Source organism: Pseudoflavonifractor sp. MSJ-37 (assembly GCF_018917965.1).
In the GTDB taxonomy this organism is placed as follows: Bacteria; Bacillota; Clostridia; order Oscillospirales; family Oscillospiraceae; genus Pseudoflavonifractor_A.
Map to the genome: position 1 here is coordinate 41211 of NZ_JAHLPP010000007.1, position 19490 is coordinate 60700.

20 protein-coding genes are annotated in these 19490 nt (G+C 65.0%); 1 reads left to right on the forward strand and 19 read right to left on the reverse strand.

Going from position 1 to position 19490, the window contains the following annotated elements:
- Positions 1–118: 118 nt before the first annotated feature.
- The 10 genes from aroE to KQI12_RS11820 all read right to left on the reverse strand — a co-directional run bounded on the left by aroE (position 119) and on the right by KQI12_RS11820 (position 9410).
- Positions 119–988: a shikimate dehydrogenase gene (gene aroE, locus KQI12_RS11775; RefSeq protein ID WP_216573606.1), complete on the reverse strand. Its 870-nt coding sequence runs from the start codon at positions 986–988 to the stop codon at positions 119–121.
- Positions 989–992: 4 nt separating this feature from the next.
- Positions 993–1427 carry a type II 3-dehydroquinate dehydratase gene (gene aroQ / locus KQI12_RS11780; RefSeq protein ID WP_216573608.1) on the reverse strand — a complete coding sequence of 145 codons (435 nt, stop codon included), beginning with the start codon at positions 1425–1427 and terminating at the stop codon, positions 993–995.
- Positions 1424–1918 (reverse strand): shikimate kinase, encoded by a 495-nt coding sequence (locus KQI12_RS11785; RefSeq protein ID WP_216573609.1) that lies wholly within the window; start codon positions 1916–1918, stop codon positions 1424–1426. The genes aroQ and KQI12_RS11785 overlap by 4 nt, the downstream gene beginning before the upstream one ends.
- A complete protein-coding gene (locus tag KQI12_RS11790) occupies positions 1915–3081 on the reverse strand; it encodes a bifunctional chorismate mutase/prephenate dehydratase (protein ID WP_216573611.1) in 1167 nt (388 codons plus the stop codon). Before KQI12_RS11790 ends, KQI12_RS11785 begins: the two co-directional genes overlap by 4 nt.
- Positions 3082–3173: 92 nt before the next feature.
- Complete coding sequence (locus KQI12_RS11795; RefSeq protein ID WP_216573613.1) at positions 3174–4154, reverse strand: chorismate synthase; 981 nt, start codon at positions 4152–4154, stop codon at positions 3174–3176.
- Positions 4151–5389 carry a 3-phosphoshikimate 1-carboxyvinyltransferase gene (gene aroA, locus KQI12_RS11800; RefSeq protein WP_216573615.1) on the reverse strand — a complete coding sequence of 413 codons (1239 nt, stop codon included), beginning with the start codon at positions 5387–5389 and terminating at the stop codon, positions 4151–4153. Before aroA ends, KQI12_RS11795 begins: the two co-directional genes overlap by 4 nt.
- Positions 5389–6450, reverse strand: a complete 1062-nt coding sequence (gene aroB / locus KQI12_RS11805) for a 3-dehydroquinate synthase (protein WP_216573617.1) — start codon at positions 6448–6450, stop codon at positions 5389–5391. The genes aroA and aroB overlap by 1 nt, the downstream gene beginning before the upstream one ends.
- 45 nt (positions 6451–6495) lie before the next feature.
- Positions 6496–7509: a 3-deoxy-7-phosphoheptulonate synthase gene (aroF, locus tag KQI12_RS11810; RefSeq protein WP_216573619.1), complete on the reverse strand. Its 1014-nt coding sequence runs from the start codon at positions 7507–7509 to the stop codon at positions 6496–6498.
- Between the two features lie 411 nt (positions 7510–7920).
- The gene (locus tag KQI12_RS11815) at positions 7921–8538 is read right to left on the reverse strand and encodes a TatD family nuclease-associated radical SAM protein (RefSeq protein ID WP_216573620.1); all 618 of its coding nucleotides are present in this window, start codon (positions 8536–8538) and stop codon (positions 7921–7923) included.
- A gap of 41 nt (positions 8539–8579) precedes the next feature.
- On the reverse strand, positions 8580–9410 hold the full coding sequence (locus KQI12_RS11820) for a TatD family hydrolase (RefSeq protein WP_253291065.1): 831 nt from the start codon (positions 9408–9410) through the stop codon (positions 8580–8582).
- A 168-nt stretch (positions 9411–9578) separates the two neighbouring features.
- Between KQI12_RS11820 and KQI12_RS11825 the strand changes: the two genes are divergently transcribed.
- Positions 9579–10532 carry a hypothetical protein gene (locus tag KQI12_RS11825; RefSeq protein ID WP_216573622.1) on the forward strand — a complete coding sequence of 318 codons (954 nt, stop codon included), beginning with the start codon at positions 9579–9581 and terminating at the stop codon, positions 10530–10532.
- Positions 10533–10607: 75 nt separating this feature from the next.
- Here the strand turns inward: KQI12_RS11825 and KQI12_RS11830 are convergent, their stop codons facing one another.
- The 9 genes from KQI12_RS11830 to KQI12_RS11870 all read right to left on the reverse strand — a co-directional run bounded on the left by KQI12_RS11830 (position 10608) and on the right by KQI12_RS11870 (position 19308).
- Positions 10608–11321, reverse strand: a complete 714-nt coding sequence (locus tag KQI12_RS11830; RefSeq protein WP_216573624.1) for a V-type ATP synthase subunit D — start codon at positions 11319–11321, stop codon at positions 10608–10610.
- Positions 11322–11324: 3 nt separating this feature from the next.
- Complete coding sequence (locus KQI12_RS11835) at positions 11325–12707, reverse strand: V-type ATP synthase subunit B (RefSeq protein ID WP_216573626.1); 1383 nt, start codon at positions 12705–12707, stop codon at positions 11325–11327.
- On the reverse strand, positions 12704–14479 hold the full coding sequence (locus KQI12_RS11840; RefSeq protein ID WP_216573628.1) for a V-type ATP synthase subunit A: 1776 nt from the start codon (positions 14477–14479) through the stop codon (positions 12704–12706). The genes KQI12_RS11835 and KQI12_RS11840 overlap by 4 nt, the downstream gene beginning before the upstream one ends.
- 69 nt (positions 14480–14548) lie before the next feature.
- Positions 14549–14857 carry a V-type ATP synthase subunit F gene (locus KQI12_RS11845; protein ID WP_216573630.1) on the reverse strand — a complete coding sequence of 103 codons (309 nt, stop codon included), beginning with the start codon at positions 14855–14857 and terminating at the stop codon, positions 14549–14551.
- Positions 14850–15851, reverse strand: a complete 1002-nt coding sequence (locus tag KQI12_RS11850) for a V-type ATPase subunit (protein WP_253291067.1) — start codon at positions 15849–15851, stop codon at positions 14850–14852. The genes KQI12_RS11845 and KQI12_RS11850 overlap by 8 nt, the downstream gene beginning before the upstream one ends.
- 33 nt (positions 15852–15884) lie before the next feature.
- Complete coding sequence (locus KQI12_RS11855) at positions 15885–16484, reverse strand: V-type ATP synthase subunit E (RefSeq protein WP_216573632.1); 600 nt, start codon at positions 16482–16484, stop codon at positions 15885–15887.
- A 21-nt stretch (positions 16485–16505) separates the two neighbouring features.
- Positions 16506–17009: a V-type ATP synthase subunit K gene (locus tag KQI12_RS11860; RefSeq protein WP_216573634.1), complete on the reverse strand. Its 504-nt coding sequence runs from the start codon at positions 17007–17009 to the stop codon at positions 16506–16508.
- 2 nt (positions 17010–17011) lie between these two features.
- Complete coding sequence (locus KQI12_RS11865) at positions 17012–18994, reverse strand: V-type ATP synthase subunit I (RefSeq protein WP_253291069.1); 1983 nt, start codon at positions 18992–18994, stop codon at positions 17012–17014.
- Positions 18994–19308, reverse strand: coding sequence for a hypothetical protein (locus tag KQI12_RS11870; RefSeq protein WP_216573636.1), 315 nt, complete (start codon positions 19306–19308; stop codon positions 18994–18996). The genes KQI12_RS11865 and KQI12_RS11870 overlap by 1 nt, the downstream gene beginning before the upstream one ends.
- Positions 19309–19490 lie beyond the last annotated feature (182 nt).

Here is a 19490-nt window from a genome sequence, read left to right on the forward strand (position 1 = left end):
GTGTGCCCTTATCACAGGCACTCGTTTATTGTACCAGATCGGAGCGGTGGTGTCAAGCCGCCATACCCCATTTTTTCGCCGAACTCCAGCTCGTTCCGCTCCGGTCCTTTGTGCATATTCAGCCGCAGGCCGCCAGCGCCGCCTCCACAGCGGGCAGGACGGCCCCCCCGTCGATGCTCTCCCCGGTGAAATGCTCCAGTGCGAAGACGGCCTGCCAGATCAGCATCCCAAGCCCGTTGAGGCCCAGATGCCCGCGCAGGCGGGCCTGCCGCAGGAGTTCCGTTTCCGCCGGGGCATAGATCAGGTCGCACACCGCCGCCCCGTCCTTCAGGGCATCCAGGAAGCCGAAGGACTCGAACTGCCCCGCCGTGCCCGTCATCCCCAAGTTGGTGCAGTTGACCACCAGGTCGGCCTCCGACGCCAGCCTGCTCAGCGTTTCCTGGTCGAACGCCGCCGGGACCATCCGTCCGTCCCCGTGGGCGGCGCAGAGGGCCTCCGCCTTCTCCACGGTCCGGTTGGCCACGATCACCCGTTCGGCCCTCCCGGCCTGGCAGAGCTTGGGGGCTACGGCCTTCGCGGCCCCGCCGGCCCCCAGCACCAGGACGGTCCGGCCCTCCGTGGCGACCCCGGCCTGCCCCAGAGCGGCCAGAAAGCCCCGGCCGTCGGTGTTGTAGCCGTACCGCTTCCCGTCCCGGAGGACCACGGTGTTCACCGCGCCGTACATCCGGGCATCCTCGTCCAGCGCGTCCATCAGGGGCACCAGCTCCTGCTTGTGGGGCATCGTGGCATTGAAGCCTGCGTATCCGGCGAACTCAGCGCACTCCAGCCACTCCCGGCAGGTCCCCCGGGCCACTGGCTGACAGAGATAGAGATAGTCCAGCCCCAGAGTCCGGATCATGGTGTTCTGGATGACCGGCGACTTGGAGTGGAGCACCGGGTCCCCGATGACACAGAGCTTTTTCGTGGTGTTCTTCAGCTCCACCTGCATGATCTCAGCCCTCCTGACGGGACAGGAAGTAGGACATGGCGGCCTCATAGCCGTAGAGCCCCAGGCCGCAGATCTGCCCCACACACCCGGCGGCGGTGACGCTCTTGTGGCGGAACTCCTCCCGCTGGTGGATGTTGGAGATATGCACCTCCACGCAGGGGACGCTCACCGCCTTGAGGGCGTCCAGGATCGCCACGGAGTAGTGGGTATAGGCGCCGGGGTTCATGACGATGGCGTCGTAGACTCCCTGCGCCGCCTGGATGGCGTCCACGATGGCCCCCTCGTGGTTGGACTGGAAGCACTCTGCCGTGGAGCCGTGCTCGGCGGCGAAGGCCTTCAGCCGCAGGCAGAGGCTCTCATAGGTGTTCTCGCCATAGATGCCGGGCTCCCGCTGGCCCAGCAGGTTCAGATTGGGCCCGTTGATGATGAGGAATTTCATTTGTCCAAGACCTCCATGATCATATCCGCCGCCTCTCCCGGGGTGGAATGACCTTCGATGATATGGTCGGCCCACTTCTCGTAGACCGGCTCCCGTCTGCGGTACCGCTCCAGGAAGGCCTCTCGCCCGGCCTGTCCCAGAGGGCGGTCCTCCATGGATACGCTGTCATAGATCGCGCCCGGGTCCCGGCGCAGGAAGAACACAGTTCCGCTGGCCTTCAGCGGGGCGATGCAGTCCCGGCGCAGGGGCAGACCGCCGCCGCAGGCCACCACCCGGCCGCTCCGCTCGGACAGGTCCTCCGCCACCGCCAGCTCACAGCCCCGGAAGTACTCCTCCCCCTCTTCCGCGAAGATGGTCGGGATGGAGCGCCCCTCGATCTCCTCCACCATGGCGTCGGTGTCGTTCAGCTCCATGCCCAGACGTCTGGCCAGGATGGCGCCCACTGTGGACTTGCCGCAGCCCATCATGCCGATCAGGATCACGTTCTTCATGCGTCCTCGTCCTCCCACGCCTTGAAGTTGCCCAGGATCCGCACCTGGCTGGCCAACTGGGAGAGCTCATGGAGCATCCCATCCATGCCGGGGGCGGCCAGGTCGCCGGTGAAATCCAGGAAGAACAGGTACTCCCACCCCCGTCCGGGGATGGGCCTGGACTCGATCTTCAGCAGGTTGAGCCCCTGTACGGCGAACACCGTCAGGATCTCATGGAGGGATCCGCTCTGATGGGGCAGACGGAAGAGGGCGCTGATCTTGTTCCGTCCGGGCCGGAGCTCCATCACCGGAGCGACCACCACGAAGCGGGTGTGGTTCTGGCTGTTGTAGTTGACCCCCTCCGCCAGGATGTGCAGACCGTAGATCTCCGCGGCCCGGCGGGAGCAGATGGCGGCGGCGGTGCGGTCGCCGGTCTCGGCCACCTGCTTGGCGGAGCCTGCCGTGTCCAGCGTCGGGACCCGCTCCCACTCCCGGTGCTGATCCAGATACTTCTCCGACTGCATGAGCCCCTGTTCATGGGAGTACACCGTCCGGATGTCCTCCAGCCCCACTCCAGGCAGGGCCATGAGGCAGTGCTCCACCTTCACCTGATACTCACCCACCATATAATAGTGGTACTGAGCCAGCAGATCGTATACCTGCCGGATGGAACCGGTGGAGCTGTTCTCCACTGGGAGGACGGCATAGTCGGCCTCGCCCCTCTCCAGAGCCGTGAACACGTCGTTGAACCAGGGAAGGCCCCGGCTGGACACATCCTTCCCGAAGAAGCCCACAGCGGCCTCCTCGCTGTAGCATCCCGGTTCGCCCTGATAGACCACCCGGGGGCGCTCCACCGGCGGCCGGGCTTTGGCCACCGCCTCCACATAGGCGGCATACCCCGGGTCCCCGGCGTCCTCTGTGACCAGTCCTCTCTGCTGGCGGCGGGAGATGGCCATGATGCTCTCATAGAGCTCGGCCACATCGGCCCGGCGGGCAGGGTCCGCCGCCAGGGCGGTCTTGGCGGCGATGACCTGCCGCTCCCGTCCGGCGTCCAGCACCGGCACTCCGTGGGCCGCCTTCCACTCCCCCACCCTTCCGGTGATCTCCATCCGGCGGAGGAAGAGCTCCACCAGCTCCTCGTCGATGTGGTCGATCTCCTGTCGGTACTGATCCAATCCGCTCATGCCGTTCTCCCTTTCCTGCCCATCCTCGTTCCAGGGCCGATGCCTTTCTTTTTATGGTATACTATCCGACCCCGGCGCGCAAGTCCCGGAGATCATCCGATCCTCAGGACCTCGCAGGCGGCCAGGGCCGCCGCGGCCTCCACCACAGGCAGGGCCCGCAGGACCACACAGGGGTCGTGCCGCCCCTCGATGGTCAGCTCAGTCTCCTCCATCCGGGACAGGCTCACCGTCTGCTGGGGGCGGGAGATGGACGGGGTGGGACGGAACACCACCTCGAACTCCACAGGCATCCCGTTGGTGATGCCGCCGTTGACGCCGCCGGTGTGGTTGGTCCGGGTACGGATCTGGCCATCCTCCAAGCAAAAAGCGTCATTGGCCTCGCTCCCCCGCATGGCGGCGAAGCCGAAGCCCGCCCCGAAAGCGATGCCCTTCACCGCGGGCACGGCAAAGAGATGCTGGGAGAAGATGCCCTCCACGTTGCAGCCGAAGTCCGGCGCCCCCATGCCGGCGGGCATCCCGGTGACGGCACAGCGGATGCAGCCGCCCACCGAGTCCTGCTCCGCCTTGGCGGCCAGGATCGCGGCCTGGGCCTGCTCCGGCGTGGGATCCTGGATCCCGGCGATCTGGGAGACCCGGGCGGTCACGCCGATCCCCCGCTCCTTCAGCACCAGCTTGGCCACTGCCCCGGCAAAGACCAGAGGGGCCGTCAGCCGGCCGGAGAAGTGTCCGCCGCCCCGGTAGTCGTTATAGCCGCCGTACCGCACCTGACCGGTGTAGTCCGCGTGGCCGGGCCGGGGCATATCCTTGAGCTGGCTGTAATCCTTACTGCGGGTGTCCGTGTTGCGGATCACGGCGCAGAGGGGCGTCCCGGTGGTCCGGCCCTCGAACAGGCCGGAGAGGACCTCCGGCTCGTCGGCCTCTTTCCGGGGCGTGGAGGTAGGATCTTTGCCGGGAGCCCGACGGGCCAGCTCCGAGCGGATGAAGGCCCAGTCCAGCTCGATCCCGGTGGGGACGCCCTCCAGCGTCACGCCGATGGCGGGACCATGGGACTCTCCGAAGATGGTGTATCTCATGCCGTTTCCTCCTCCCGGACGATCTGGCCGCCCAGAGACTCATAGTCCTCCCAGAAGTTGGGGTAGGACTTCTTCACACACTCCGCGCCCTCGACCGTCACGGGGGCTTCACAGCGGACGGCGGCGATGGCCGCCATCATGGCGATCCGGTGGTCGTTGTGGCCGGAGACAGTGACGCCCCCCGCCAGCCGGAGCTTCCCGCGGATGGTCAGGGAATCGGCTCCCTCCTCCACGTCCGCGCCCAGCCGGCTGAGGACCTCCGTCACGGTGGCCAGCCGGTCGCTCTCCTTGATGCGCAGGCGTCCGGCGTTGAGGATCTTGGTGGTCTCCCCCGCCCGGAGGGCGGCCATGGCCGCCAGCGGGGGCACCAGATCGGGGCACTGGCTCACGTCCAGCTCCATCAGGCCCCGGCCGCTCAGGAGCTGAGCCTGCCGGTGGACGATCTTGTCCCCCTGCACGGACTCCAGATCCAGCCCGCCGATCTCCACCGGACAGCCGAAGGACCGGGCGGCATACCAGAAGGCGGCGTTGGACCAGTCGGCCTCGATGGCCATGTCCCGGTGCTCATAGACCTGTCCTCCTGGGACCCGGAAGGTCCGTGCCCCGTCGTATCCAGCCTCCACGCCGAACCGCTCCAGCGCGTCCAGCGTCATGTCCACATAGCCCCGGCTCTCCAGCTCCGTGGTGAGACGGATCTCTGAATCCCCCTCCAGCAGAGGCAGGGCGTACAGCAGGCCGGTGATGAACTGGGAGGACACGTCGCCCGGCAGCTCATAGACCCCCGGTGCCAGCGTCCCTTCCACCGTCAGGGCGCCGTCCTCCAGCGCATACCGGATGCCCTTCTCCCGGAAGATCTGGAAGTAGGGCTCCTGGGGGCGCTCCATGAGCCGGCCGTGTCCGGTGAAGCGTCCCTTCCCCTTCAGCGCCAGCGCCACAGGGATCAGGAACCGAAGGGTGGACCCGGACTCGCCGCAGTCCATACACTCAGGGGCCGGATCTTCGTGGCCGTCCACCAGTCCACAGCCCCGGATGATGGTCCCATCGGCGGAGGCGTCCGCGTCCAGCGTCCGCATACAGCGGAGGGTGGCCTGGATGTCCTCGGACAGGGCCACGTTGGACAGGCGGCAGAAGCCGTCGGACAGGGCCGCCGCGATGATCAGCCGGTGGGCCTGGGACTTGGAGGGCGGCGGCGTGATGGCCCCCTCCAGGCTCCGGGGTGCGATCGTCACTCTCATCACAGCGCCTCCAGCAGGGCGGCCTTGGACATCCTGTGGGGGACGGCCTTCCCCATCTCCTCCAGGACGATCAGGGAGATGTCGTCTCCGGCGCCCTTTTTGTCCAGCCCGATGGCGGCGACGTACTCCTCGTGGCTGCACTCGATCGTGCCAGGCAGGCCCAGGGCCGTGACGGCCCGCTCGATCTGCCCCGCCAGCTCCGGCGGCGTGAGGCCCAGCTTGGTCCCCAGTTTGGCGGCCAGCACCATGCCCGCCGCCACGGCCTGTCCGTGGGTCCAGGTCTCATAGTGGCCGGCCAACTCGTAGGCGTGGCCCAGGGTATGGCCGAAGTTCAGGAGCATCCGGCGACCGGTGTCCCGCTCGTCCTCCACCACCACGGACCGCTTCCAGTCACAGCAAGTGTAGAGGATGTGCTCGATATCGGCCATCAGCTCCTTCCGGCTGGGACGGGCGGCCAGGAAGTCGAAGAACGCCCGGTCGAAGATACAGCCGTATTTGATGACCTCCGCCATGCCGTCGGCAAAGGTGCTGTCCGGCAGGGTGTCCAGCACGTCCGGGTCCATGAGGACTAGCTTGGGCTGCCAGAAGGCCCCGGCCAGGTTCTTGCCCGCCCGCAGGTCCACGGCCACCTTGCCGCCCACGGAGGAGTCCACCTGAGCCAGCAGGGTGGTGGGGATCTGGATGAAGTCCACACCCCGCAGGATCGTGGCGGCGGCGAAGCCGGCCAGATCGCCCACCACGCCTCCGCCCAAAGCGGCCACCGCGTCGGTGCGGGTCAGGCCGGCGGACATCATGTTCTCCCACAGGATAGCCAGCTCCTCTGGGCATTTGGCGCTCTCCCCGGCGGGGACGGTGCAGGTGCTCACCCGGAAGCCAGCGCTCCGCAGGCTGGCGGCCGTGCGCTCCAGGTACAGGGGCTCCACATTGCTGTCCGTCACCAGGAAGATGCGGGCGGCTTTGGGCAGGACCGTCCGGCACCGCTCGCCCGCCAGATCCAACAGGCCCCGCTGGATCTGGATGTCATATGCCCGTCCGGGCAGGTCCACAGTCAGCGTTCTCATGTCATGCGCTCCTCCTCTTTCCTCATGGGTCGTCCCGCTCCGGTCTCAGTCCATGGTGTTCCGCCAGGCGCGGAGGCTCTCCACCTTCTTCATCACCTGGTCGAAGTGCTCGGGGGTCAGGGACTGCTGGCCGTCGCACTTGGCGTGAGGGGGATCGTTGTGCACCTCGATGATCAGGCCGTCGCACCCGATGGCGGTGGCGGCGATGGCCAGGGGCTCCACCATCCAGTACATGCCGGCGGCGTGGGAGGGATCCACGATGATGGGCAGGTGGCTCATCTTGCGGATGGCGGGGATGGCGGACAGGTCCAGTGTGTTGCGGGTGTAAGTCTCGAAGGTGCGGATGCCCCGCTCGCAGAGGATGACGTTCTCATTGCCGGCGGCCATGATGTACTCGGCGGACATGATCCACTCCTCGTAGGTGTTGGCCAGGCCGCGCTTGAGCAGGATGGGCTTGCTCAGCTTGCCCACTTCCTTCAGCAGATCGAAATTCTGCATGTTCCGGGCACCCACCTGCACCAGGTCCACCTTCTCCTCGAAGACCTCCGCATAGCGGGGGGCCATGATCTCGGACACGATGGGCAGGCCCGTGGCCTTCTTGGCCTCCAGCAGGAGGTCCAGTCCCTCCTCGCCCATGCCCTGGAAGGAGTAGGGGGAGGTACGGGGCTTGAACGCGCCGCCGCGGAGCATCTTGGCGCCGCTGGCCTTCACGTCTCTGGCGATGCCGGTGACCTGCTCGGCGCTCTCCACAGAGCAGGGGCCGGCGATCACCGCGAAGTTGCCGCCGCCCACCTTGACGCCGTTCACGTCCACCACCGTGTCCTCGGGATGGAACTTCCGGTTGGCCTTCTTATAGGGCTCCTGCACGCGCATGACCCGCTCCACATGGGGGTCGATGGCGATCTTGTCCATGTCCAGCGCGGTGGTGTCGCCCACCAGTCCCAGGATACTGCATCCCACGCCATTGGTGATGCCCACGCGGAGCCCCTGAGACTCGAACTTCTGAGCCAGAGCCTCGATATCCTGCTTCTGCGTACCGGGTTTCATGATGACTACCATGATGATCCATCCTTTCTGAAATACGAAAAGGCACCTGACCCGTCCATCGATGAGATCGATGAGCGCGTCAGGTGCCTGTTATCTGCGGCAAACCTTGGACTCTCCGCGAGCCCCTCATCCATTCCATCTTTCTTTATTTACCCATGCCAAAAAAGCCGGCGCCCATAAATCGAGCCCAGCCATAGGTAAAGGAGAAAGATGCAGTTGTGAGGGTGCTTCGGTCCATTCGTCTAGCCTCACATTTCTTGAAATTCAAGTGCATTATACTCCCGCATGCATGAAAATGCAACCTGCATTTTGTAAAGATCCAGCTTCCGTCGCCGCATGGCTTCGTACGATCTGTTCTCTCGCCTCTGCAGACCGGAAAAACGGCGGCCCGTCCGGACCGCCGCTTTGAGAGGGATATCGCTTTTATTCCGGGATATAGGCCCGCACTCGGAGCTTGGCGCCCAGGCTCTCTGCCAGCTCCCGGCAGTGCTGGATCTCCTCAGGACTCTTGTCCTTGTCCACGATGGTCATGATCACATGAGGCACGTAGGCCGTGGCCTCCTTCGTGAAGTCCAGCATGGCCTCCCAGCCCTTCACCCCGTCCCTGGGCTGAGTGACGGCGCAGTACTCCTCCGCCGTGGAACCGTTCAAAGAGATGGATACGGTATCGATCCGTCCCTTCAGCTCCGGCACCACGTCCCGGCCGTGGATCAGGTTCGCGTGGCCGTTGGTGTTGATCCGGGTGGGAGGCAGGGCGGGCACCCTGACCTTGAGCTGATCCACCAGCCACAGGATATCATCGATCCGGAAGGTGGGCTCCCCAAAGCCGCAGAACACCAGCTCCCGGTAGGAGGCCAGATCTCGGGCCGTCAGGTCGGCCAGAGCCTCTTCCCGGCTGGGCTCATGCTCCAGCCACAGGTCGTCGGCGTAGATGCTTCCCTTGTGTCCATTGTGCCGCAGGCAGAACACGCAGGCGCAGTCGCACTTGTTGGTCAGGTTCACATAGAGCGCGCCTTCATATTCATAAGAGATCGTCATCATAGTCGTTCTTCTCCTCTTCTCTCATTTCTCTAAATGCCGTGTCATGGGATGCGGAAGAACCGCTTCCCGTTCTCCATCGTGACGCGGGCCGCCTCTTCGGTGGTCAGACCCTTGATCTGGGCCACGGTCTCCGCCATGCGCCACAAATACCCTGAATCACACCGCCGCCCCCGGAAGGGCTCCGGCGTCATATACGGGGAGTCGGTCTCCAGCATGATGTGGTCCATGGGGAGCCACTCCAGCACCTCCAACGCCCGGCGGGCCTTCTTGAAGGTGATGCTGCCGGTGAAGGAGAGCATCCAGCCCATCTTCACCAGGATCTTCGCCTCCTCGACGCTCCCGGCGTAGCAGTGGAACACGCCCCGGGCGTTCGGGTGGGCCCGGGCGATGTCCAGACAATCCTGATGGGCGTCCCGGTCGTGGACGATAGCGGGCAGATCCAGCTCCTCCGCCAGAGAGAGCTGGGCATCATAGAACGCCCGCTGTTTGGCCCGTCCCTCCGGGTCCTTGACCCAATAGTAGTCCAGACCGATCTCGCCGATGGCCTTGACCCTGGGATGGGCCGCCAGGGCCCGGATCTGGTCCAGATCCGGCCGCTCCACCCCCTCCAAATTTTCAGGGTGAAAGCCCACGGCGGCATACATGAAGGGCCAGCGCTCCGCCAGCTCCACGGCCATCCGGGAGGAGGGCAGATCGCAGCCGGGGTCCACCACCAGCGCCACGCCCCGGTCCGCCAGACCGGCCAGGACCTGATCCCGGTCCGGATCGAAGGCGTCGCTGTCATAGTGGGCATGGGTGTCGAAAAAGATCGGTCCGGTCTCCTTCACGGCCGGCCAGCAGGGCTGGGGCTCCGGACAGACAGCATGGGACATAGGCAAGGACCTCCTAGATATCATGATAGCATCCTCCGTCCCCATTGGAATACCCAGTCCGCAGATATCGGATAAGGCCAGTGGGATCATCGGACGCAGAAAAAGCTGTTTTTCAGGCTCCATCTATGATACAATGTTTCCTACTTGAATGCAAGGGAGCCGATCGATATGTCGAGCACATCTACGAACACGCTGTCTCAGGCCTTCCGGAGCTTCGCCCAGGAGGGCGGCTTCCGGCTCACCGGCGACGGGAAGGTCTATGGTGCCAGCCGCCGCTATCCCTTCGAGGCGGCCCTCATCACCCGGGGGCAGGGCGTCGTCTGTTTCTTTGTCCGGGTGGACGGCGTCCTCTCCACCGATGCCCTCACCGCCCTCCGTGGGAAGCTGGACCAGGGTTGGACCGTTGGCATCGCCGCCCGCGGCAATTATACCCTGACCTACAATGCCGCCAAAAACAAGGGCGGTGCCCACGATCTGGCCCGGGCGCTGGATGCCATGACCGCCGCTCTGGCGGCTGATAAGGTCCCCATCCCCGACGTCTGCCCGATCTGTCAGAAGAAGCACTGCGACGCACTGGCCAAGGTCCAGGACATGGGCTTCGGTCCGGTCCACCGGGCCTGTGTCCGCAACGCCGCGAAGGATCTGCGCCCCGCCGCCAAGGCCGGCTCTGTGCCCACCGGCTGGATCGGTGCGGTGCTGGGCGCGCTGGTGGGTGCCCTCCCCTCGGTGGTCACCACTATCCTGATGGGCCGGATCTTCCTGCTGGCCTATGCCCTGATCCCCCTGCTGGCCTTCCAGGGCTATAAGCTCCTCCGGGGCAAGATCGATCACCGGGCCCCTCTGACCGCCACCGCCGTCACCTCTCTGGCCGGCCTGTTCCTGCTGCAGCTCTTCTTCGCTGCCTGGAGCCAGGGCACGGCCCTCTCCCCCGCCCTGTATGGCACCGTGTTCGGTCCCGCGGACGTGCTGAAGAGCCTGCTCCTCTGGCTCTTCGGTCTGTGGATGGCCTGGGGCCAGCTCAGCCGCACCTCCGGCTATGCCGCCGAGTCCTTCACCTCCACGCTGGACACGATGACCACTCCGGATGGCAAGCCCCTCCAGTCCGGCCATCAAAAGGACTGACGAAACTCCTCCGAATATCGAAAAGGCGCTGCCCGCCCGGGCAGCGCCTTTCTTCTTCGTTCCACGATGTTCGGATCAGATCTCCTCCGGCGCGTCCAGATGGCCTCCGGCGGCCTCGATGGCCTCCCGGTCCTTGGCCTGACGGTCCTGGATGGCGTCCTGGAGGACCATATCCTTCACCTTCATGAGGCGGATGGTGGTAGAACGCTCGTTCTCATCCAGCTTCATGGAGATATACTTGATAGCCTCCTGCATCTGGGGGATCTTGACGTACTCCAGCGCGTTGACGCGGCGGCGGGTCTTTTCGATCTCCTCCGCCAGGAGCTGACTGGTCTTTTCGATCTCCGCCAGGCGGAGCATATCCTGGAACACGGAGGCCATGGCGTCCACCGCGTCATCCAGCTCGCCAGATGTGGTGGCGAAGCCGTAGGGATAGACCTCCCCCGGATCCTCGCTCTTGGTTTTGAACTGGTAGACAGGCACTTCCACCGACATGACGTTCTGGAAGCTCATATCCAGTTCCACGCTCTGCTTGGGGTAGAGCAGAGACTGCTCCAGCATCTCGCTGGACATGAGGGCCGAGGCCACCGTGAAGGAGCCGTAGGCCTGCATGAGGCCGTCCTCTACCTTTTTGCGAAGGGCCCGGTTCTCCCGCACCACGTCCAGGAACTGCTTCATCAGCTCATCGCGCTTGTCTTTCAGGAGCTTGTGGCCCCGGGTCGCCGTTTTCAGCCGGCCCTTCAGCCGGGTCAGCTCCATGCGGGTGGGGTTCACATTGATGGCCGGCATACGTTATCCCTCCTTTTTCGGGAGGTACTTCTCGATGAACTCCGGCTTGATGCGCTTCAGCTCCGCGGGCGGCAGGATGCTCAGCAGCTCCCAGCCCAGCTGGAGGGTCTCCTCGATGGTCCGGTTGGTGTCGTTGCCCTGGGAGACATAGCGCTTCTCGAACTCGTCAGCGAACTTGGCGTACAGCAGGTCGGTGGGGCTCAGGGCGGCCTCGCCCAGGATGGACATGAGTTCCTTGTTCTCCTTGCCGGTGGAATACGCGGCGAAGAGCTGGTTCATGGTGCCGGCGTGGTCCTCGCGGGTCTTGCCCACGCCGATGCCCTTGTCCTTCAGACGGGACAGGGAGGGCAGCACGTCCACGGGCGGGTTGATGCCCTTGCGGTAGAGCTCCCGGCTCAGGATGATCTGGCCCTCGGTGATATAGCCGGTCAGGTCGGGGATGGGATGGGTCTTGTCATCCTCGGGCATGGTCAGGATGGGGATCAGAGTGATAGAGCCGGGCTTGCCCAGCTGACGGCCGGCGCGCTCGTAGATGGTGGCCAGGTTGGTGTACAGGTAGCCGGGGTAGCCGCGGCGGCCGGGGACCTCTTTCTTGGCCGCGGAGACCTCACGCAGGGCCTCGGCGTAGTTGGTGATGTCGGTCAGGATGACCAGCACGTGCATCCCCTTCTCGAAGGCCAGATACTCGGCGGCGGTGAGGGCCATCCGGGGGGTGGCGATACGCTCGACGGCGGGGTCGTTGGCCAGGTTGGTGAACAGCACGGTACGGTCGATGGCGCCGGTGCGCTTGAACTCCTGCACGAAGAAGTCGGACTCCTCGAAGGTGATGCCGATGGCGGCGAACACCACGGCGAAGTTGCCGGCGTCATCGCCCAGCACCTTGGCCTGACGGGCGATCTGGGCGGCCAGGGCCGCATGGGGCAGGCCGGAGCCAGAGAAGATCGGCAGCTTCTGGCCGCGGACCAGGGTGTTCAGGCCGTCGATCGTAGAGATGCCGGTCTGGATGAACTCGTTGGGGTAGTCACGGGCGGCCGGGTTCATGGCCAGACCGTTGATGTCCCGGTGCTCCTCGGCCAGGATCTCGGGACCGCCGTCGATGGGGCGGCCCATGCCGTTGAACACGCGGCCCAGCATATCGCCGGACACGCCCAGCTCCAGAGGATGCCCCAGGAACCGGATCTTGGAATCCTTCAGATTGATGCCGGCGCTGGCCTCGAAAAGCTGGACCACGGCGTTGTCGCCGTTGACCTCCAGCACCTGGCAGCGGCGGACGGTGCCGTCGGGCAGCTCGATCTCGCCCAGCTCGTCATAGCCCACGCCCTTGACACGGCGGACCACCATCAGAGGACCGTTGACCTCCTGGATCGTCTTATATTCGCGGATCATGCGTCCAGTCCTCCTTTCGCCACGCAGGCGTCGATCTCACTGGCCATGTCACGGACCAGATCGGAGTAGGCCTGCACATAGCTGGTCTCCTCCACGCTCTTGGCGCGGCCCAGCTTCTCGCGGCTGGGGATGACGAAGAGGTCGGCGGTCTGGGCGCCCTTGCCCACGGCCTCGCGGCAGAGCTTGTCGTAGTTCAGGATCAGAGCCAGCAACTTCTCCTGACGGTCGTAGCTAGAGTAGCTGTCCACGTCCACGAAGGCGTTCTGCTGGAGGAAATCCTCCCGGATCATCTTGGCAGTCTCCAACGTGAGCTGATCGGCGGGGGACAGAGAGTCCTTGCCCACCAGCTGGACGATCTCGTTCAGAGCCGACTCCTCCTGGAGGATGGTCATGGCCTTCTCACGGTCGTCCAGGAAGCCCCTGCCCAGCTTCTCATCGAACCAGGGCTTCAGGGAGTCCAGATACAGGGAGTAGGAATTGAGCCAGTTGATGGCGGGGAAGTGGCGCTTGTAGGCCAGGGAGGAATCCAGGGCCCAGAACACCTTGACGATCCGCATGGTCGCCTGGCTGACCGGCTCGGACAGGTCGCCGCCGGGAGGCGACACCGCGCCCACGGCGGTCAGCGAACCCCGGCGCTCGCTGTCGGAGCCCATGCACTCCACCATGCCGGCCCGCTCATAGAACTGGGCCAGACGAGAGGACAGATAGGCGGGATAGCCTTCCTCGCCGGGCATCTCTTCCAGACGGCCGGACATCTCACGGAGGGCCTCGGCCCAGCGGGAGGTGGAGTCGGCGATGACGGCCACGTCGTAGCCCATGTCGCGGAAGTACTCGGCGATGGTGATGCCGGTGTAGATGGACGCCTCACGGGCGGCCACGGGCATATCGGAGGTATTGGCGATCAGCACGGTCCGCTTCATCAGGGACTCGCCGGTGCGGGGATCCTTCAGCTCGGGGAACTCCCGGAGCACGTCGGTCATCTCGTTGCCGCGCTCGCCGCAGCCGATGTAGATCACGATGTCCACGTCGGCCCACTTGGCCAGCTGGTGCTGGACCACCGTCTTGCCGGAGCCGAAGGGGCCGGGCACGGCGGCGGTGCCGCCCTTGGCGATGGGGAACAGGGTGTCGATGATCCGCTGTCCCGAGCACAGGGGGGCCTTGGGGGGATACTTGTGCTTATAGGGCCGGCCCACACGGACAGGCCACTTCTGGACCATGGTGAGGGCGTGCTCTTCGCCCTTGCTGTCCTTCAGGACGGCCACGGTCTCGTCCACGGTGTAGTCGCCGGCGGCGGAGACGGACACCAGAGTGCCGCTCATCTTGGGGGGCACCATGATCTTGTGGAGCACCACGCTGGTCTCCTGCACGGTGCCGATCACGTCGCCGCCCTGGACGGTGTCACCGGCCTTGGCGACGGGCTGGAAGGCCCACTTCTTGTCCCGGCTCAGGGCGGGGACCTCGATGCCGCGGGTGATGTTGGCGCCGGCCTTCTTCATGATCTCCTCCAGCGGGCGCTGGATGCCGTCGTAGATGTTCTCGATGAGGCCGGGGCCCAGCTCCACCGCCAGAGGGGAGCCGGTGGTGACCACCTCCGCGCCGGGGCCGAGGCCGGAGGTCTCCTCATAGACCTGGATCGACGCAGAGTCTCCGTTCATGTTCAGGATCTCGCCGATCAGATGCTGCTCGCCCACGCGGACCACGTCGGCCATGTTGGCGTCCTCCATCCCGGTGGCGACCACCAGAGGACCGGACACCTTGACGATCTTTCCCATAGGCTGTATACCTTCTTTCCACACGCCCGTCGGCGGATCCGGCGGGCGATGCTCGATGTCTGATGCTTGTTAGAGGATATCCGCGCCCACGGCGCGCTCCACGGCGCTCTTCACATTGGCCATGCCGATGCCCAGAGAGCCCTCTGTGCCGGGGATCAGGATGATCGCAGGGGTGACCGCGTCCTTATAGCGGTCCACGTCGGCCTTCATCTGGGCGGCGGCCTGCTCGGTGAGGTAGATCACCGCGTAGTCCCGCTTGGCCAGGGCGTGGAGGGTCCTGCGGGCCTCCTCCATGCTCTCCACGGGGAACACGTCCAGCCCCAGGGCTTTGAAGCCCAGGACGCTGTCCTTGTCCCCCAATACGGCGATCTTATACATAGGGTTCACGCAGCCTTTCCCGGATGGTGTCCGCGTCCAGACCGGCCATGCGGCCGGACAGGATCGTGCGGATGGCGGTGAGCTCCGCCTCTCTGGCGTAGAGATAGCCCACCACCGGCTGGTCCCCGAAGGGGATCCGCTTGGCCTGGCGCAGGTAGCCGCCCACCGCGTCGTCACAGGCCCGCTCGAAGGCGGTGAAGGAGCCCTCCCCCGCCGTGGTCAGGCCCACGCCCAGCGCGGCGGCGTCCGCCAGCGGGCCGCCCCGGAAGATCCGGGTCAGCTCGTTGGGCTTGGCCTCCCGCAGGGTGTGCTCCTCCACATGGCCGCCGGGCACCAGGGCCTGGGCCAGGAAGTCGCCGTTCTTGCCCATCCGGGCCGCCCGGACCACCGAGCGCAGGTTGGCCGTGTCGGCCAGCAGGGCCACATAGCCCTCCAGGAAGGTGCTCCCGCTCTCCTTGGCGGCGGCGGTCATCTCCCGGAAGTATGCCTTGTCCAGGATGAAGTCGGCCTGCTGAGGATCGCCGGAGGCGGCCAGGGTCTCCTTGGCGGCCTTGGCGGCCGCCCGGAAGGCATCGCTGCACTCCCGCAGATCGTCCCGGCGGAACTCCTCCGTCAGCGTGGGGGGCGCGTAGCGCCCGCCGCTGGAGAGATACAATCCCGCGTCCACCCCCATGGCCTCCGCCTTGATGAGCGTCTTGATGTTGTGATAGTCGTATTTCATCTGGAACACGTCGATCAGATGTTTGTCCGGCACCGCAGAGCGCAGGTCCTGATAGACGCCGTCACGGGCCCGGGTCAGCACCCGGTCCAGCCCGTTGGCGGTGAGCGTCGGGATCTCGTCGTACCCGCACTCGCCCAGGACCTTCACGGCCTCCTCATCGGTCCGCGCATCGATCATCCGCTCCATGCGCTCCCGGGTCAGGAGGCGGTTCTCCATGGCCCGCACCCGAGTCGAGATGCTGAGATAGTCTGTGTCTTTCCGCTTTCTGGCCAAGACAGTTCCTCCTTTCCGGTCTGGGGATCGGGATCACTTGCCCTCATCGAAGAGGACCTTGGCCACGGCCGCGTCCAAGTCCCGCCGCTGGAGCCGGACCAGGGTGTCGAAGGTGCCGTTGACCTCCACCTCGCCGTCGCTGAGGATGAAGCCGCCTCCGATGGGGCGGGTCTCCACCGACAGGGTCAGGCGTCCCTTGCCGCCCAGCAGCTCGTTGGCGCGGGTGACCGCGGCCTTGCCGAAGCGGGGCCGGTCCTTCTGGGAGAAGATGACCTGCTCCTGTCCGGACTGGCTGCCCTCGGCGATGAGCTTGGCCAGCAGTTCCACATACTCGCCCTCCGGCAGAGCCAGAAGGGCCTCCAGAGCCTTCCGGAAGGTCTCCTCCAGAAGCTCCTGCTTGGCGGCCAGAGTCAGCTTGCGGGCCTCCAGCTGAGCCACGCTGGCCAGCCGCTCCTCCCGCTCTTCGGCCGCCGCGCGCCCTTTGGTCCGGATGTCCTCGGACTCCTTCTGGGCGCGCTGGCGGTACTGTTCGGCGATCTCCGCCGCTTCCGCCGCCGCCTTGGCGTCGATCTCAGCGATCTCCTGCTGAGCGTCGGCGCTGATGCGGCTGGTGATCTTGTCGATTCCGTCCATAAATCTCTCCTATTTGTGCGGTCACGCCACGGGGCTGGAGTTGAGCAGCATCAGGAAGGAGATCAGCAGGGACAGGATGGCGTAGAACTCCACGATGATGCAGAGGATCATGCCCTTGGACCAGTCGTTGGGGGACTTGGACACGATGTTCACGGACGCGGCCGCCACGCGGCCCTGAGCGATGCCGGACAGCAGGCCGCCGATGGCCATGGGCACACAGGCCGCCAGGACCCGCAGGCCGCCCTCCACGGTGATCGCATCGACGCTGCCGCCGAACACGTTCATCTGCATCAGGGCGATGAAGGCGATGACCAGACCGTACAGGCCCTGCGTACCGGGGATGACCTGAAGGATCAGGACCTTAGAAAACTGAGAGGGGTCCTCGCACAGCAGGCCGGCGCCGGCCTCACCGGCCAGGCCGGTGCCCTTCGCGGAACCCACGCAGGACAGACCGGCCGCAAGACCGGCACCCAGGAAACCAAAGACAGCGCCGCCGTAGGCAGCCAAAAATTCACCGAATCCCATGATCACTTTTCCTCCTTGATGATGTCTACATATTTTGTGTCGATATCCAGGGGCCGGAAGGGCCGGCCGCCCTCTTTATAGAACTGCTTGAAGAATTCCAGATACTGTAGGCGGGACGTGTGTACATAGGTACCGATCACGTTCAGCGCCATGTTGAAGGCGTGTCCGATCGCGAACACGATGAAGAAGATGATCAGCGCCGCCGGCTTGGGCAGGCCCTGTCCTGGCATGGCGCCCAGGATGTTGAAGACCTGACCGATGACGGAGCCCGCCAGCATCATGACCATCAGACGGGAGTAGGAGAGCACATCTCCGAAGTACCCAGTAGCGCCGTTGTAGATGGCGCCCACGATGGCGGTGACCCGGCCGAAGCCCTTTCCATTCCGGCCCTGGCCCAGCAGCATCAGCAGGCCGATGACCAGCACCACGGGCACGCCGCCCACAGAGCCGATGCCCGCCGCCGCCAGACCGATGCCGGCGAAGATCACCCACCAGGTGCCCACGTCCCACACGGCGTCCCAGAACTGTCCGTCCCGGCAGAGCATATAGAACTTCACAGCCATGCCGGTGAGGATCTGGATCATGCCGATGATGAGGGACAGGATCAGGGCCGTCATGGGGTCGTTCATGACATCCAAGACGGGATGGACCGTCAGGAAAGGGATCTGGGGCGTCGCCGTGCCCAGGATCCCGCACACCCGGCTGATCGCGTCGGAGAAGAAGCCTCCGGTGAGGAAGCCGATCGTGGCGGAGGACAGGCCGCACATGATCATCAGCCGCACCAGCTGGCCGAAGCCTCCCTTGGGCTTGGTCCGGATCTGGATCAGGGCGCAGGCACCGGCCAGGATCAGACCGTAGGCCAGGTCCGCGAACATGAAGCCGAAGAAGAACACATAGAACGGCATCATGAGGGGATTGGGGTCCACGCCGTCATAGGCGGGGAGGGAATACATCTCCGTGATGGTGGTGAGGGGCTCGGTGATCAGATTGCTCTTCAGCTTCACCGGCACCTTCTCATACTCCTCCTTCACCGGGTCCTGGGTCTCCCAAGCACAAGCGAAGGGCTCCAGGGCCCTGCTCAGCCCCGCCACCGACTCGGCGGGCATCCAGCCCTCCAGGAAGAAGGTGGAGGCGGTGTCCAGCAGACGGCTCTTGGCCTCCTCCCGCTTCAGGTCCTGCTCGGCCCGGTCGGCACAGCGCTCCAGCGCGCCCCGCCGGTCCTTCCGCGCCACGATGGAGGCTTTGGTCTCCTCCAGCTCCCGGTCCAGCTCCGCCAGCTCCCGATCCAGACGCTGATCGTTCTCTTTGGCGGTGCCGGTCCAGCCCCGCAGGCTGGTGGGCGTGAAGCCATTGTCCCGCAGGGTCACTGCGGTCCGTTCCTCCATCGACCTATGGCAGACGAAGAGGAGATATCGGCTGTTCTGGTCCGCGCTGATCTCTGTGACCTGGGCCAGATCCGTGACCGCCGCCAAAGCGCTGGTCAGCTCCTCCAGCGGGGTCTTGGCCGAGATGGTGCCCAGCGAGAGGACCATGTCCCGGGTGGAGGGCGTCTCCAGAGGGAGGTCCATCCCCAGCCAGGGGGCCAGCGTCATCTTCTGGCTCCGCTTCTTGCTCATCTCCGCATGGATGGAGGCGATCTTCTGCTCCGCCCCGATCAGGGTCCGGGCGGTCTCCAGCGAAGCGGCATAGGCCGCGTCGTCGAAGAGCTCCTTTTCGGTGATCTCCGGCCGGGGCGTCAGGAGGCCGCCCTTGACCGGCGCGTACTTTTTCAGGACCGCCAGAGCCGACTGGGCTGCCGCGCCGTCGTCTCTGGCCTCATTGAGGGCCCGCTCATCCGGCCGGGAAAGCTTCCTCCAAGCCGGGTCGGTGAGCTCTGAAGGTTCGTCGATCTCCACGCACCCCATATGCTGGAGCAGCTTGAGGAGTTCTTCTCTGTCTGAGCGCATGCCAAAGAGGCGGACCCGCTTCATTTTGACGATGGCCATCAGGCATCCACTACCCTTCTGACGATAAGTGCCACGGCCTCAGCCATCCGGCCCTCAGCCGCCTGACGAAGTGCCCCGCAGGACTGCTTCGTCTCTTCCAGGACCTGTTCCGTATGATGAGAGGCACGCTCCTCGGCCTCAGCCATATACCCTTTCACCTGCGCCTCGGCTTCCGCTCTGGCCTTCGCCAGGAGCTCCTCGCCGGCGCCGCGTGCTTCGGCGACGGTCTGCTTGGCCCTGGCCTGTGCCTCGTTCTTCTGCCGCTGGGTCAGGTCCTCGGTCTCGGTCACTTGCTTGATCCCTTCCAGAGACATCTCTTCACCGCCTTTCATTGCTCGTATGCGATAGCAGATCCTTCGTGATTTGTTATAAACTCTCCATAGGATCTTGTAAAAATGATACTTGAATTTCGTACGAATTGCAAGTTTGATTTTTCGACCTTTCAAATCGAGATCCACGGTCGCTTTTTAACTAAACTCATGAGTATATATGCCGT

Coding starts and splice junctions, on each gene's coding strand:
- KQI12_RS11830 (WP_216573624.1), bottom strand. CDS start 11,321: ATGCCGGCCATCAATGTGAACCCCACCCGCATGGAGCTGACCCGGCTG.
- KQI12_RS11840 (WP_216573628.1), bottom strand. CDS start 14,479: ATGGGAAAGATCGTCAAGGTGTCCGGTCCTCTGGTGGTCGCCACCGGG.
- aroF (WP_216573619.1), bottom strand. CDS start 7,509: ATGGTAGTCATCATGAAACCCGGTACGCAGAAGCAGGATATCGAGGCT.
- aroA (WP_216573615.1), bottom strand. CDS start 5,389: ATGAGAGTGACGATCGCACCCCGGAGCCTGGAGGGGGCCATCACGCCG.
- KQI12_RS11855 (WP_216573632.1), bottom strand. CDS start 16,484: ATGGACGGAATCGACAAGATCACCAGCCGCATCAGCGCCGACGCTCAG.
- aroQ (WP_216573608.1), bottom strand. CDS start 1,427: ATGAAATTCCTCATCATCAACGGGCCCAATCTGAACCTGCTGGGCCAG.
- KQI12_RS11790 (WP_216573611.1), bottom strand. CDS start 3,081: ATGAGCGGATTGGATCAGTACCGACAGGAGATCGACCACATCGACGAG.
- KQI12_RS11820 (WP_253291065.1), bottom strand. CDS start 9,410: ATGTCCCATGCTGTCTGTCCGGAGCCCCAGCCCTGCTGGCCGGCCGTG.
- KQI12_RS11785 (WP_216573609.1), bottom strand. CDS start 1,918: ATGAAGAACGTGATCCTGATCGGCATGATGGGCTGCGGCAAGTCCACA.
- aroE (WP_216573606.1), bottom strand. CDS start 988: ATGCAGGTGGAGCTGAAGAACACCACGAAAAAGCTCTGTGTCATCGGG.
- KQI12_RS11845 (WP_216573630.1), bottom strand. CDS start 14,857: ATGTATAAGATCGCCGTATTGGGGGACAAGGACAGCGTCCTGGGCTTC.
- KQI12_RS11865 (WP_253291069.1), bottom strand. CDS start 18,994: ATGGCCATCGTCAAAATGAAGCGGGTCCGCCTCTTTGGCATGCGCTCA.
- KQI12_RS11870 (WP_216573636.1), bottom strand. CDS start 19,308: ATGTCTCTGGAAGGGATCAAGCAAGTGACCGAGACCGAGGACCTGACC.
- KQI12_RS11815 (WP_216573620.1), bottom strand. CDS start 8,538: ATGATGACGATCTCTTATGAATATGAAGGCGCGCTCTATGTGAACCTG.
- KQI12_RS11860 (WP_216573634.1), bottom strand. CDS start 17,009: ATGGGATTCGGTGAATTTTTGGCTGCCTACGGCGGCGCTGTCTTTGGT.
- aroB (WP_216573617.1), bottom strand. CDS start 6,450: ATGAGAACGCTGACTGTGGACCTGCCCGGACGGGCATATGACATCCAG.
- KQI12_RS11825 (WP_216573622.1), top strand. CDS start 9,579: ATGTCGAGCACATCTACGAACACGCTGTCTCAGGCCTTCCGGAGCTTC.
- KQI12_RS11835 (WP_216573626.1), bottom strand. CDS start 12,707: ATGATCCGCGAATATAAGACGATCCAGGAGGTCAACGGTCCTCTGATG.
- KQI12_RS11795 (WP_216573613.1), bottom strand. CDS start 4,154: ATGAGATACACCATCTTCGGAGAGTCCCATGGTCCCGCCATCGGCGTG.